Genomic DNA, 13,823 nt, shown 5'->3' with positions numbered 1-13,823 from the left:
GCCCCCTTATTCATCTCCGGCGGGTGATGCCCGCCGGCGCGACATCTTGCAGGCCGGATCATGGATCACTTCGTTTATCAGGATGGCGTGCTGCACGCCGAAGACGTCTCGCTCGCCACGCTGGCCGAGCAGTTCGGCACGCCGTGCTACGTCTACAGCCGTGCCACGCTCGAGCGCCACTTCAAGGCCTATCAGGATGCGCTGGGCGACCACCCGCATCTCATCTGCTATGCCGTGAAGGCCAATTCCAACCTGGCGGTGCTCAATGTGCTGGCACGTCTGGGCGCCGGCTTCGACATCGTCTCCGCCGGTGAGCTGGAGCGCGTCATCAAGGCCGGCGGCGACCCCGCCAAGGTGGTGTTCTCCGGCGTCGCCAAGCAGGCCGGCGAGATGGAGCGTGCACTGGAGCTGGGCATCAAGTGCTTCAACGTCGAGTCGCTGCCGGAGCTTGAACGCCTCAACGCCGTCGCGGACCGTCTCGGACGCGTCGCACCGGTGTCGCTGCGCATCAATCCCGACGTCGATGCCGGCACTCACCCGTACATCTCCACTGGCCTCAAGGCCAACAAGTTCGGCATTCCGGTCGAACAGGCGCTGGAGGTCTACGAGATCGCCAACGCCATGGAGCACGTGCAGGTGGTCGGTGCCGATTGTCATATCGGCTCCCAGCTGACCGAGCTGGCGCCCTTCCTCGATTCCCTCGAACGCCTGCTGGTCCTGCTGGATCGCCTGCGTGAACGCGGCATCGTCATCGAGCACCTCGATCTCGGCGGCGGCCTCGGCGTGCCCTACCAGAACGAGACCCCGCCGGAGCCCTTCGCCTACGCCAGCGCCCTGCTGGAGCGTCTGGCCCGCTATGAGCACGGCAGCGAGATGACGCTGCTGTTCGAACCGGGCCGCTCCATCGCCGCCAACGCCGGCGTGCTGCTGACCCGTGTCGAATACCTCAAGCCCGGTGAAGAGAAGAACTTCGCCATCATCGATGCCGGCATGAATGACCTGATCCGTCCGTCGCTGTACCAGGCGTGGCAGAACATCGTCACCGTCGACACGCGCGAGACGCGCAAGTCCGCCAGCTACGATGTGGTCGGCCCGGTCTGCGAGACCGGTGACTTCCTCGGCAAGGACCGCGAACTGGCCATCGCGCCGGGCGACCTGCTCGCCGTGCGCTCTTCCGGTGCCTACGGCTTCGTGATGGCCTCGAGCTACAACAGCCGCTGCCGTCCTGCCGAAGTGATGGTCGATGGCCCCGAGATGCACCTGGTGCGTCGTCGCGAGCGCCTCGAAGAACTGTGGACCGGTGAGCAACTGCTGCCGGAAGGTGATGCCTGATGCTGGTGAACTTCACCAAGATGCATGGACTGGGCAATGACTTCATGGTCATTGACCTGATCTCGCAGCGCAGTCGCCTGCGCGATGCCGATATCCGCCGTCTGGCGGACCGCAACTTCGGCATCGGCTTCGACCAGCTGCTGGTGGTCGAGCCGCCCCGCGACCCGGACATGGACTTCCGCTATCGCATCTACAATGCCGATGGCAGTGAAGTCGAGAACTGCGGCAACGGGGCGCGCTGCTTCGCGCGCTTCGTGCGTGAACAGCGTTTGACCACCAAGCGCGAGATTCGCGTCGAGACGGCCGGCGGCCCGCTGACCCTGGTCGTGGCCGAGGATGGTCGTGTGCGCGTCGACATGGGCGCGCCGCGCTTCGCCCCCGCCGCGTTGCCCTTCGAGGCCGAGGCCGACCTGCCGGTGCACACCCTGGACGTCGACGGCGAGACGCTGGAAATCGGCGTCGTCTCGATGGGCAACCCCCACGCGGTGCTGCTGGTCGACAGTGTCGAGCAGGCCCCGGTACTGACGCTGGGCCCGCGGATCGAGGCGCATCCGCGCTTCGCCAAGCGCGTCAATGCCGGCTTCCTCGAGGTCGTCTCGCCGCATGAAGCGCGCCTGCGTGTCTTCGAGCGCGGTGTCGGCGAGACGCTGGCCTGTGGCACCGGCGCCTGTGCGGCGGTCGCGTCCGGCATTCGCCGTGGCCTGCTGGCAAGCCCGGTCAATGTCACGCTGCCCGGCGGCACCCTGAGCATCGAATGGGCTGGCGACGGCCAGCCGGTATTCATGACCGGCCCCGCCGAGACCGTCTTCGAAGGCCGCATCATCCTGTAGAGCGCCAGCCCCAGCCGAGGGACGCTGCCGGAAACATGGCCGACGGCGTCCCGCTGCCAACCGTCCGCAAGGAGTCCCACATGGCCGAGTCACCCGTGTCACGTCGCCCGCGCACGCTGGACCCGGATCGGGTCGCCGAATGGCTGGCCACGCATCCCGATTTCTTCGAGGGGCGTGAAGGGTTGCTGCAACGCATGCGGGTGCCACACCCGGAAGCGCGCGGCGGCAGCATCTCGTTGCTGGAGCGGCTGGTACATGACCTGCGCGGGCGGACCGATCAGGCAGAAGAGCGCCTCGAGGAGCTGTTGACCGCCGCGCGCGACAACGAGAGTCGCTATCAGCGTCTGCGTCAGCTGGTGCTGGACCTGCTCGATGCCGAGTCCGATGATGCGCTGGCCGAAACGCTGGCCACGCGTCTCAGCGAGCTGTTCGACATCGCGGCCGTCTGTCTGTGGCAGCGCGACGCCGGTGCCTCGGCACAGCCACCGCGCCAGGCGCTCGACGATGCGCGCGGCGAGCAGTTCGAGCGTCTGCTCGAGGGTCGCGCCAGTCGCTGCCTGGCCATGCCGCGCACGCGCTGGGAAGCCCTGCTGCCCGACCATCAGTGGCCACTCGGCGCCGACTGCGCAGACCTCGTCGATGCCAGCCAGGCCGATGCCACGCGCGGCTCCGCCGTCATCGTGCGCCTGACCCGTGGCGAGTGCCTGGGCTATCTGGTGGTGGCGAGTGCCGATGCCGAGCAGTTCCGGGCCGGTCTCGACACCCTGTTTCCCGAATACCTCGGCGACGTGCTGGCCCGCTGCCTGGGCCGCGATGGCCCGGGACAGGCGCCACTGCGCTCCTCGAGCCGTGACGACCAGGCCAGCCGATGAGTCGCCTCGAGCCGGTCCACGGCGCCTCGGTCGTCGACACATCCACCGATGGCACCTCAGCGAGCAGCGCCGAGCGCCTTGCCGCCGAGCAGGCGCTGTCCGCGACCTGTCGGGAATTTCTGGCCGAGCTTGCCCTCGACAGCAGCCACGCGACCGTCAGCGCCTACGCGCGGGATCTGCAGGCGTTGACCGCCTTCATGCTGCGCCCCGCAGCGGACAGCAGCGCCGCTCGTGCAAAGGACGCGGCGCCCCTGCCGCAGGACTGGCAGGCGCTGGACGTACCGACGCTCAGGCGTTTTCTGGGTGCCGAGCGCAGTCGTGGCCTCGCGCCACGCTCATTGGCGCGGCGGCGCGCGGCGATCAGCCGTTTCTGTGGCTGGTTGGTCGAGCAGGATGTGCTGCCGCACAACCCGGCGGGGCTGGTGCAGACCCCGCGCCTGCCAGACCACCTGCCACGCCCGGTGGATATCGACAGCCTGGCGCGCTTTCTCGACTGCCCGCATGACGGCACGCCGCTGGCGATCCGCGATCAGGCGATGCTGGAACTGCTCTACGGCGCGGGCTTGCGTCTCTCGGAGCTGGTCAGCCTCGACCTCGACATGCTGGAAATCCGCCGCCTGCGCGTACGCGGCAAGGGCGACAAGCCCCGCCAGCTGCCGATCGGCTCACGCGCCCGCCAGGCGCTGGATACCTGGCTGGTGGTGCGTGGTCAGCTCGCCGCCCGGGACGAGCCGGCATTGTTCGTCGGCCAGCAGGGGCGTCGCCTCGGTCAGCGTGGGGTTCAGCTCAGGCTGGTGACGCAGGCGAAAGAACGTGGCCTGCCCGAGCATCTTCACCCGCACCGCCTGCGCCACTCCTTCGCCAGTCATCTGCTCGAATCCAGCGGCGACCTGCGCGCCGTGCAGGAACTGCTGGGGCACGCTCACCTCTCGACCACCCAGGTCTACACGCGCCTCGACTGGCAGCAACTGGCCAGCGCCTATGATCAGGCACACCCTCGCGCCCGCCGCCAGCGCGGATCAGCGACGGCAACGTCAGACACCGACGCCACCTCCCCTATTGATGCCCCACTCAAGGATGACACCCTGTGACGCCTGCCAACGCGCCTCGCCTGACGGCCTTGACCTTCGATCTCGATGACACCCTGTGGGCCAATCGCGCGGTGATGGAGCGCGCCGAGGCCGAGCATTACGCCTGGCTGGATGGCGAGATCGGGCATGCCAACGATTTCCCCCTCGAGGAATACACGCGTCGCCGCATGGCGCTGGGGCTGGAGCATCCGCTGCGCCGCGGTGATTTCACCTGGCTGCGCCGCGAGGCCATGCACGCCATGCTGCGCGATGCCGGGCATGATGATGAGCAGGCGGGCCACTGGTCACGCGCCGCCATCGAGCGCTTCCTGGCGCTGCGCCATGAATTGACGCCCTTCCCGGAAGCCAGCGAGCTGCTCGACTCCCTCGCCCGCGATTACCGCCTTGGTGCCATCACCAATGGCAATGTCGACCTGGCTCGCCTCGCGCTGGACCATCATTTCGAGTTCAGCATCGCTGCCGGCGAATGGCTGGCGCCCAAGCCGGATGCGCGCCCCTTCCTCGCCGCCATGGCACGCCTGGGCAGCCGGCCCTCCACCACCCTGCATGTCGGTGACTCATGGAAGGAAGATGCCTTGCCTGCCGCTCGACTGGGCATGCAGGCCGCCTGGATCGACGTCAAGGGCCAGGGCGCCCCGGGCCCCGTCCCGGCAGGCGTACATGTCATCTCGCATGTCCGCGAACTGCCGGCGCTGATTGCACGCCTGAATGACTGAGTGACGGAATGAGTGAGTGACGGTGCAAGTGGCGGAATGACTGAGTGTAGGAATGAGTGAGCGACGCACGGCTGAGGCTCAAGGTGTGGCGCGCCTGATGCGCCTGGTGTAGCCGATGGCTGAGTGAATTAAAACTTGTACAAAAATGACGTCTCAACCATATTTCATGTACAAGTTTCTCAGCGTCGTCGATATTGAACCCTGTCTGGGGTTCCTGACTCTGCGCTGGGAGATGCCAGCCACCTCGACCTCAAAAGGAGAGGCCAGCATGAGCACCCACTCACTCCCGCGCTACCGTGTGTCATCATCCTCTCCCCAGAGGGCGCCCCTGCATGGTGAAGGCGAGCAGCGCGCACCGATCGTGACGCCCTCGCGTCAGACCAGCCGCGCCCTGCTGAAAGGCGTCGCCATCGTGCTGGCATCCGCGTTGCTGGTCATCGTGGCGGTCTACAGCGGACGTGCCAGCCTCGCGACATCGCAACCCGGCGTGCAGGAGCCGCCGGCAGCCTCACCACAGGAGGCCATGCGCAGCCTGCTCGTCCCCAGCGAGGCCGTGACGATGCCGGAAGTCGTCGAGCCCGCGGTAAAGGTGCCGCATATTCTCTCGGCGCCCAGGGAGACGAGCTCCCTGACCCGCCTTGACCCCATCAGCAGCGCGCCGCGCAGCCTGTTCATGTGATTGGCCCTTGGGGAAGCGCAAAAGCGCAGAGGTGAGTGACAGCGTGCCTGTCGTAACGCAAACGGCCACCCCGAGGGGTGGCCGTTTCGTCATGCAAGGTGGCGTGGTTCGAGGCTTCGCCCCAAATCGCCTTACACTTTCTGTCAGTCGTCGAAGGGGTCCTGCGGTGCCTCATCGCCTGCCATCTCTTCCACGCCGTCCATCACCGACGGGTCCGCCAGCCACTCGTCGAGCTTGGCATGTACCTGCTCGACACCAGAGTACTTCAGCGACGAGAACAGCTGCACGGTGACCAGGTCTTCCCACTCCTTGAGCGCGTGACGCACCTTCTGCAGGCTTGCCGCAGCAGGCCCGCGCTTCAGCTTGTCCGCCTTGGTCAGCAGGATATGCACCGGCATCTTGGCCTCATCGGCCCAGCCCAGCATCATCTGGTCGAATTCGGACAGCGGATGGCGCACATCCATCAGCAGCACCAGGCCCCGCAGCGACTGGCGGTTGCGCAGGTAGTTGGACAGATGGGACTGCCACTCGCGCTTCACCTTGTCCGGCACCTTGGCATAGCCATAGCCGGGCAGGTCGACCAGATGGCGGCCCGTTTCACCGATGGTGAAATAGTTGATCAGCTGGGTGCGGCCGGGGGTCTTGGAGGTACGGGCCAACGCCTTCTGCGAAGTCAGCGCATTGATGGCGCTGGACTTGCCGGCATTGGAGCGACCCGCGAAGGCCACTTCGGCACCCACGTCCGTCGGGCACTGGGCCAGAGTCGCGGCACTGATCAGGAAGCGCGCCTGACGATAATGGAGCTTGGGGGTCGAAGGAGCTGATTCGGCCATGGGAGTTCTGAATACCTGTTGAAGGCGGACGTCTCGCCCGCGCGACATCACGAGAGAGCAGAAGAAACGACCGGTGTAACAAAAAGAGTGCCGCACGCCCTGTCATCGGCGCTGCAACTTGCCGACGACAGCGGGAAGATGCACTGGATTACTGCGATGACACGACTGGCGACAGGCACGCTCACGCGCCCTGAGGGGATTCGCTATACTGCCTGCAAGGTCAGCATGGCGATCATGAGGCCTAGTGTACCACCCTGCTCTCACGGGCTGCGAGAGTGGGGTGCACTTCTCACCGCGCGCAGCACGGCGCGGGCACCGGGGAAATGACAGAGGCCACCATCCACGCCGGATGATACAAGCCCCGAACGGGCCTCTTCGTGAAACAGGGACCAGTGAAATGGATGAGCTGATGAGACCAAGGCAGACCCCCGAGCGCCCCTTGCGCCTGCTGCTGGCACTTGCTGCCACGACGTTGGCCGCCACCTTGCCGACGGGGGCCGCCGCCGAGTCGCTGGTCGGCGATGCCGCGGCAGGCAAGGCCAAGGCTGCCGTCTGTGCTGCCTGTCATGGCGCCCAGGGCATCTCGCCGACGCCGGCCTTCCCCCATCTTGCTGGCCAGCAGGCCCACTACCTGCGCAAGCAGACGGCCGACATCCGGGATGGTCGCCGCTCGGTGCCGCAGATGGCCGGTATCGCCGACAACCTGAGCGATCAGGACATCGCCGATATCGCGGCCCATTACGCCGCGCAGCCCGCCAATCGCGGCCAGGCCGAGCCAGAGGCGGCCCGAGCCGGCGAGGTGCTGTATCGGGCAGGCTCGCTCGAGCGCGGCATCGCGGCCTGCACAGCCTGTCATGGCCCGCGCGGTGAAGGCATCGACTCAGCAGGCTATCCGGCGCTGGCCGGGCAATTCCCCGCCTATACCGTGACGGCCCTCAAGGCCTTCCGTGACGGCAGCCGCGACAACGACCCGAACGCCATCATGAGCAGCATCGCCGCGCGCATGAGTGACAGCGACATGCAGCAGGTGGCCGAATATCTCCACGGCCTGCGCTGAGGCATCCGTTCAGCCGGGTATCGCGTATGACTGACTTGATGACGACCGGCACCAGCACGCCGTTCACGGGGCGTGTTCGAGCGACGCCTTGTTCTGGGCGTGATCGAACGGCGTTCATCCAACGGTCAACCTTGTCACGCTAGGCTGGCCCGAGAGTGATCCGCCGTGTCCCGCCCGGCAGTCTCGACAGCAGTGGTGGCTGACACGCATACTCGATGCATCACTAATGTTGCCGGGTATCATGCCCGGGCATGCCTCAATCCGATGGAGATGTTCCATGAAGTGGAAACCCCTACTGACTCTGGTGGCGGGCCTTGGCCTGTCAGCAAGCGTGTTCGCCGCTGAAGCTGGCAAGGACTATCAGGTACTCGACGAGCCGGTGAAGACCGACGCGCCGGCGGGCAATGTCGAAGTGGTCGAAGCGTTCTGGTATGGCTGCCCGCACTGCTACAAGCTGGAATCCAGCCTCGAGCCGTGGGTCGATGAGCTGCCGAGTGACGTGACCTTCAACCGTCTGCCGGCCACCATGGGGCAGGACTGGGTCAAGCACGCCTATGCCTTCTATGCCGCCAAGGACCTGGGCATCCTCGACGAGACCCACAAGGCCTTCTTCGATGCCATCCATCAGGACCACCAGCGCCTGACCGATCCGGATGATATCGCCAAGTTCTACAGCGACTACGGCGTCAGCGAAGAAGACGCCAGGAAGTCGCTGACCTCCTTCGGCGTGAAGAGCCAGGTCAATCAGGCCCACGCCCAGATGCGCGCCTACAAGATCATGGGCGTACCGGCACTGATCGTCGATGGCCGCTATGTCATCTCGCCGAGCACGGCTGGCTCACTGCAGAACATGCTCAAGATCACCGACGAGCTGGTCGAGCAGGTGCGTGAAGAGAAAGCCGGCAGCAAGGACGCCGCTTGATGGCAGCGGCTGCTGACCCAGTGGCCGCCAGCGCCGCGGGAGGTGCCGGACTCGACGAGACGGCACCTCCCCTGCGTCTGCTGACCTTCAACATGCAGGTCGGCATCCATACCGCGGCGTGGCATCACTATGTCACCCGCGGTTGGCAGCATGTGCTGCCACACCCGATGCGTCGCAAGCGTCTGGAGCTGATCGCCGCCGCCATCACGCCCTACGATATCGTCGGGCTGCAGGAAGTCGACGGCGGCAGTTTCCGCTCCGGCAACGTCAATCAGGTCGATTCACTGGCCGAGACGGCCGAATTCCCGCATCGCTATCAGCAGCTCAACCGCAACCTGGGCCGCCTGGCTCAGCACAGCAACGGCCTGCTGTCGCGCCTGCCGATCAGCCATCTCGAGGAGCACAGTCTGCCCGGTACCCTACCGGGACGCGGGGCCATCCATGCCCGCTTCGGCGAGGGCGAACACGCCCTGCATGTCTTCGTGACCCACCTGGCACTCGGCGCCCGTATCCAGCATCGTCAGCTGCAGTACCTCGGCGAGCTGATCGCGCCCCTCAAGCATGTCATCGTGATGGGCGACCTCAATTGCACGTTGTCCCAGCTTCGTCAGCACAAGGCGTTCAGCGAGGCACTCGACTCCCGTCCCAGCAAGGCCATCAACAGCTACCCAGCCTGGCAGCCACGCCGTGGGCTCGACCATATCCTGGTCTCCTCGACGCTGCGCTTGAGCAACCCGACCACGCTGTCGCACCTGTTCTCCGACCATCTGCCGCTTGCGGTAGAAGTCCATCTGCCAGCCGCATGCCGCAAGGCGATCGGGCTCGCCTGACGCCTGCCTCTCTTGCATAAGCATCCCTGACGCCTGCCCCTCGGATATCGATCCCTCGCATATCGCCCCTCTACTGCCTGGCTCTCCCGCCTGGCTTTCTCGCCTGGCTTTCCCGCCTGACTTTCCCGACCCAGGCTTCCCTCAGCTACGGCTTGCCGGCAGCTGTCTGCGCCATGATGCTCACCCCTGCCGCCGCGTCTGCGACGCATCGCTTGCGGACTGTTGGATGCGCATAACGCGATCTGCCGCGCCCTTACTTGTCCGTTTCCTTGCCTGCCTGCCGGTATTTCTTCGCCTATCTCACTGTAAGCAAAGACAAAAACCGCCTGTCAGACCAATGATCCATTTGTTGTTGCGGCGCCGCTCGCTACTCTTTGTCTGCCAATGACGTGGATTAATCGTTGACTTAGCGATGACTGATGGCATGCCGCATCCGAGCGACGTCACTTACAGGGATGAAGCGTGGAATAGCGTTGTTCAAAGCGATGCCATCACGGCTTGCTGGACGCCGCGACTGACCACAACATGAGCAACATCTGAATTGGCGACCTTGCCAGCAATCGCTTGCAACACAACTGCTTGCAACACAAGCGCTTGGCAAAGACACAGCAGACGCTGTCGGCAAAGCAACAACAACACCAACAATCATCACCTGCTACCCGCAGGCCAAGGGGACTCCATGTCTGCCAATGCCTCTACCCCCGGCTGGCTCACAGGGCTCGACCGCATGACCGAGGGGCTGGGACGCTGTGTGTCCTGGCTGGTCGTCATCATGATGCTGGTCGAATTCACCATCGTGATGCTGCGCTACGCCTTCAACATCAACAGCATCCCCATGCAGGAATCCGTGATGTACATGCACGCGGCCGTCTTCCTGCTCGCCGCCAGCTACACGCTCAAGCACGACGGCCATGTGCGGGTGGATATCTTCTATCAGCGCATGTCGCACCGCGGGAAGTCGTGGGTCGATCTCGGCGGCACCCTGTTCCTGCTGTTCCCGGTGATGACCTTCATCCTGCTCTCCAGCCTCGGTTACGTAGGCGATTCCTGGGGCATCAATGAAGCCTCACCCGAATCCGGCGGCCTGCCGGGCGTCTACCTGCTCAAGACCCTGATTCCGGCCATCGCCATCCTGATGATGCTGCAAGGCGTGGCGGAAGCCGGCCGCCATCTGCTGTTCCTGATGGGCCGCCTGCCCTCTCCGCATGCGAGCGATGACACCCCTGACCACGATGAGGAGCTGGTGTAATGCTCGAGATCATGCCACTGCTGCTGTTCGTGTGTATCTGTATCGTCTTGATGCTGGGCTATCCGGTGGCGCTGTCACTGGCCGGTACCGCGCTTGCCTTCGCCGGACTCGGCATGGGGCTGGATGCGCTGGGCATTACCCAGGGCGTATTCGATGCCAGCTTCCTGTCCGCGATGCCCAACCGCCTCTACGGCACCATGACCAATCAGACCCTGCTGGCCGTGCCATTGTTCGTGTTGATGGGCGTGCTGCTGGAGAAGTCCAAGGTCGCCGAGACGCTGCTCGACGCCATGGCGCTGATGTTCGGCTCGCTGCGTGGCGGGCTGGGGATTTCCGTGACCATCGTCGGCATGCTGCTGGCCGCCTCCACCGGTATCGTCGGCGCGACCGTCGTCACCATGGGCCTGCTGTCACTGCCGACCATGCTCAAGCGCGGTTACGACCCGTCACTGGCCACCGGCGCCATCTGTGCCACCGGCACCCTGGGGCAGATCATTCCCCCGTCCATCGCGCTGGTCCTGCTGGGCGACGTGCTGTCTTCCGCCTATCAGCAGGCGCAGCTGTCGATGGGCATCTGGAGCCCGAAGACCGTCTCGGTAGGCGACCTGTTCATCGGCGCGCTGATTCCGGGCCTGATCCTGGTACTCGCCTATATCGTCTACATCGCCATGGTCGCCTGGCTGAAGCCGGAGAAGGCGCCGGCCGTCGATCGTGATGCGCTGATGGAAGAGCTCGGACATACCGGCAGCATCTTCTGGCTGCTGATGAAGGGGCTGGTGCCGCCGATCGTGCTGATCGTCTGTGTGCTCGGCTCGATTCTCGGCGGTCTGGCGACCCCGACCGAAGCCTCTGCCGTGGGTGCCTTCGGTGCGCTGATGCTGGCCCTCGCCAACCGCAAGCTGAGCCTAAAGACCCTGACGGAAGTGGTGCGCTCCACCACCAATGTCACCTCGATGGTGTTCCTGATCCTGATCGGTGCGGCGCTGTTCTCGCTGGTGTTCCGCGGCTTCGGCGGCGAAGAGGTCGTCACCGAGATCTTCGAGAACATGCCCGGCGGCGTCATCGGTGCCACCCTGGTGGTGATGCTGGTGATCTTCCTGCTCGGCTTCATCCTCGACTTCATCGAGATCACCTTCGTGGTGGTGCCGATCGTCGGTCCGGTGCTGCTGGCCATGGGCCTCGACCCGATCTGGCTGGGCATCATGATCGCCATCAACCTGCAGACCTCCTTCCTGACACCACCATTCGGGTTCGCGCTGTTCTACCTGCGCGGCGTGGCCCCCAAGGAAGTCAGCACCAAGCAGATCTACAAGGGCGTCATCCCGTTCATCCTGATCCAGCTGTGCATGCTGGGAGCACTCGCCGCCTTCCCGGGCTTGGCCACCTGGCTGCCGGCCCAGTTCTAGACGACGACTAACGGGCCAGAACCAAGAGCAGGACAAGAAACAGAACAAGGACAGAGCAGCAACTGAATTGGCGGGGCCTGCCCCGCCAGCTGATGGGAGAGCCGCCAGCCGGCTCATGCAGATGCATCATTTCCGGGGGTCGTTCGCGGCCCACCTCTTGCCCAGCGCCAGTTCATGACCGGTGCACAACAACAATCGGGCACTTCAAGGAGCATGCCATGCAACTCAACAAACTCGCCTTCGGCATCGCCGTCGGCACCATGACCGCCATGGGTACCCTGCCGGCCGTCGCCAATGCCGCCGATACCTTCACCTGGAAGATGGTCACCTCGTGGCCGAAGAACTTCCCGGGGGTGGGCCAGGGGCCGGAACGCCTCGCACGTCTGGTCGATGAGATGTCCGACGGCCGTCTCAAGATCAAGGTCTATGGCGCAGGCCAGCTGGTCCCGGGCTTCGAGGTCCTCGACTCCGTGTCTTCCGGTACCGCGCAGATCGGTCACTCGGCTTCCTACTACTGGAAAGGCAAGGCGCCGGAAGCCCAGTTCTTCGCCGCCGTGCCCTTCGGCATGACCGCGCAGGAAATGAACGCCTGGCTGCATTACGGCGGCGGTCTGGAGCTGTGGAACGAGGTCTACGACAAGTTCGGCGTCGAAGTCATGGCGGGCGGCGCCTCGGGCGTGCAGATGGGCGGCTGGTTCAACAAGGAGATCAACTCGGTCGCCGACCTCGATGGCCTGAAGATGCGTATCCCGGGTCTGGGTGGCGATGTCATGCAGCAGATGGGCGTGGCGACGGTCAGCATGCCCGGCGGCGAGATCTTCACCTCGCTGCAGTCCGGGGCCATCGATGCCACCGAGTGGATCGGGCCGTACAACGACCTGGCCTTCGGTCTCTATCAGGCCGCCAAGTACTACTACTATCCGGGTTGGCACGAGCCGACCGTCACCTTCGAGGCCATCGTCAATGACGACGCCATGGCCGAGCTGCCCAAGGACCTGCAGGCCATCCTGCGTTCCGCGGTACGTGACGTGAACCAGGACATGCTCGACGAGTACACCGCGCGCAACAACGACGCCCTCGAGACACTGCTCAACGAGCACAAGGTCGAGCTGCGCCGTTATCCGCAGGACGTGCTCGACAAGGCGCGTGAGCTGTCCGGCGAAGTGGTCAAGAAACTCGGCGACTCCAACGATCTGGCCGGCCGCATCTACGAGTCCTACACCACCTTCGAAGGCAAGGTCGAGAAGTGGCATGAGGTCTCTGAGCAGGCCTACCTGAACGCACGCAATCCGGAAGGCGTGCAGTAAGACTGCGTTACCTGCGCCGCGCTCCCGCGAGACGGCGCAGTCCCGTCATCCAATGCTTGCAGCCGCCCCCCTCGGGGGCGGCTTTTTTGGGCCTGCGCGATCAGCTCTCGAGCAGGAAGGTCACCGGCCCGTCATTGAGCAGCGAGACCTGCATGTTGGCACCGAAGCGTCCGGTCTCGATCCCTACGCCCAGTTCTCGCCCGCGCTCACGCGCCTTGTCGACCAGATAGGTGAACAGCCGCTCGCCCTCCGCCGGTGGCGCCGCCGAGGAGAAGCTGGGGCGCATGCCGCTGCCGGTGTCCGCCGCCAGCGTGAACTGCGAGACCAGCAGCAGACTGCCGCCCGCCTGCTGGACGTTGAGGTTCATCTTGTCGTTCTCGTCAGCGAAGACGCGGTAATGCAGCAGCTTGTGCAGCAGCTTGTCGGCACGCGCCTCATCATCGCCCTTCTCGACGCCCACCAACACCAGCAGACCGCCCTCGATGGCGCCGACGCTCTCGTCCTCGACCACGACTTCTGCCCGTGTGACGCGCTGGATCAATGCTCGCATGCCGCTTGCTCCTTCAAGAGATGGATGATGTTCATGACATTTCGTGTTCGGGAGCATACCAGACGCGAACGCCCCGCAGACTGAGCCTGCGGGGCGCGACAGGTGCTACTTGAGCGGGCGAGCTGCCAGTTGGCGAGCTTCTAGTTGAC

14 protein-coding genes are annotated in these 13,823 nt (G+C 64.9%); 12 read left to right on the top strand and 2 right to left on the bottom strand.

All coding sequences use genetic code 11. The annotated features are described in order from the left end of the window. Positions 1-60 precede the first annotated feature (60 nt). The 6 genes from lysA to H2O77_RS00525 all read left to right on the top strand — a co-directional run bounded on the left by lysA (position 61) and on the right by H2O77_RS00525 (position 5,520). Entirely contained in the window at positions 61-1,332 is a 1,272-nt protein-coding gene (gene lysA / locus H2O77_RS00550) for a diaminopimelate decarboxylase (RefSeq protein ID WP_215823693.1), read from the top strand. Continuing rightward, positions 1,332-2,162 (top strand): diaminopimelate epimerase, encoded by an 831-nt coding sequence (gene dapF, locus H2O77_RS00545; protein ID WP_215823692.1) that lies wholly within the window; start codon positions 1,332-1,334, stop codon positions 2,160-2,162. The genes lysA and dapF overlap by 1 nt, the downstream gene beginning before the upstream one ends. Positions 2,163-2,242: 80 nt before the next feature. After that, the gene (locus tag H2O77_RS00540) at positions 2,243-3,034 is read left to right on the top strand and encodes a DUF484 family protein (RefSeq protein ID WP_107335709.1); all 792 of its coding nucleotides are present in this window, start codon (positions 2,243-2,245) and stop codon (positions 3,032-3,034) included. Next, a complete protein-coding gene (locus H2O77_RS00535; protein WP_215823691.1) occupies positions 3,031-4,125 on the top strand; it encodes a tyrosine recombinase XerC in 1,095 nt (364 codons plus the stop codon). The genes H2O77_RS00540 and H2O77_RS00535 overlap by 4 nt, the downstream gene beginning before the upstream one ends. Continuing rightward, positions 4,122-4,841: an HAD family hydrolase gene (locus tag H2O77_RS00530; protein WP_192839074.1), complete on the top strand. Its 720-nt coding sequence runs from the start codon at positions 4,122-4,124 to the stop codon at positions 4,839-4,841. Before H2O77_RS00535 ends, H2O77_RS00530 begins: the two co-directional genes overlap by 4 nt. 268 nt (positions 4,842-5,109) lie before the next feature. Beyond that, positions 5,110-5,520, top strand: a complete 411-nt coding sequence (locus tag H2O77_RS00525; protein WP_215823690.1) for a hypothetical protein — start codon at positions 5,110-5,112, stop codon at positions 5,518-5,520. A 143-nt stretch (positions 5,521-5,663) separates the two neighbouring features. On the opposite strand, the gene yihA is transcribed toward H2O77_RS00525, so the two are convergent. Beyond that, positions 5,664-6,353 (bottom strand): ribosome biogenesis GTP-binding protein YihA/YsxC, encoded by a 690-nt coding sequence (gene yihA / locus H2O77_RS00520; protein WP_054556430.1) that lies wholly within the window; start codon positions 6,351-6,353, stop codon positions 5,664-5,666. A 409-nt stretch (positions 6,354-6,762) separates the two neighbouring features. Between yihA and H2O77_RS00515 the strand changes: the two genes are divergently transcribed. The 6 genes from H2O77_RS00515 to H2O77_RS00490 all read left to right on the top strand — a co-directional run bounded on the left by H2O77_RS00515 (position 6,763) and on the right by H2O77_RS00490 (position 13,124). Further along, positions 6,763-7,410, top strand: coding sequence for a c-type cytochrome (locus tag H2O77_RS00515; protein WP_342357211.1), 648 nt, complete (start codon positions 6,763-6,765; stop codon positions 7,408-7,410). Positions 7,411-7,687: 277 nt separating this feature from the next. Continuing rightward, on the top strand, positions 7,688-8,332 hold the full coding sequence (locus H2O77_RS00510; RefSeq protein WP_153635052.1) for a thiol:disulfide interchange protein DsbA/DsbL: 645 nt from the start codon (positions 7,688-7,690) through the stop codon (positions 8,330-8,332). A 92-nt stretch (positions 8,333-8,424) separates the two neighbouring features. Further along, positions 8,425-9,162 carry an endonuclease/exonuclease/phosphatase family protein gene (locus tag H2O77_RS00505; protein ID WP_240548771.1) on the top strand — a complete coding sequence of 246 codons (738 nt, stop codon included), beginning with the start codon at positions 8,425-8,427 and terminating at the stop codon, positions 9,160-9,162. 679 nt (positions 9,163-9,841) lie between these two features. Further along, positions 9,842-10,411: a TRAP transporter small permease subunit gene (locus H2O77_RS00500; protein WP_215823688.1), complete on the top strand. Its 570-nt coding sequence runs from the start codon at positions 9,842-9,844 to the stop codon at positions 10,409-10,411. Next, complete coding sequence (locus H2O77_RS00495; RefSeq protein ID WP_043333325.1) at positions 10,411-11,817, top strand: TRAP transporter large permease subunit; 1,407 nt, start codon at positions 10,411-10,413, stop codon at positions 11,815-11,817. The genes H2O77_RS00500 and H2O77_RS00495 overlap by 1 nt, the downstream gene beginning before the upstream one ends. A 260-nt stretch (positions 11,818-12,077) precedes the next feature. Further along, positions 12,078-13,124, top strand: a complete 1,047-nt coding sequence (locus tag H2O77_RS00490) for a TRAP transporter substrate-binding protein (protein WP_240548770.1) — start codon at positions 12,078-12,080, stop codon at positions 13,122-13,124. Positions 13,125-13,224: 100 nt separating this feature from the next. Here the strand turns inward: H2O77_RS00490 and dtd are convergent, their stop codons facing one another. Then, positions 13,225-13,674, bottom strand: a complete 450-nt coding sequence (gene dtd, locus H2O77_RS00485; protein WP_131431125.1) for a D-aminoacyl-tRNA deacylase — start codon at positions 13,672-13,674, stop codon at positions 13,225-13,227. Positions 13,675-13,823 lie beyond the last annotated feature (149 nt).

The sequence above is a fragment of the Cobetia sp. 4B genome, from assembly GCF_018831605.1.
Classification (GTDB): domain Bacteria; phylum Pseudomonadota; class Gammaproteobacteria; order Pseudomonadales; family Halomonadaceae; genus Cobetia; species Cobetia amphilecti.
This window is presented reverse-complemented; position numbering and strand designations above follow the sequence as displayed.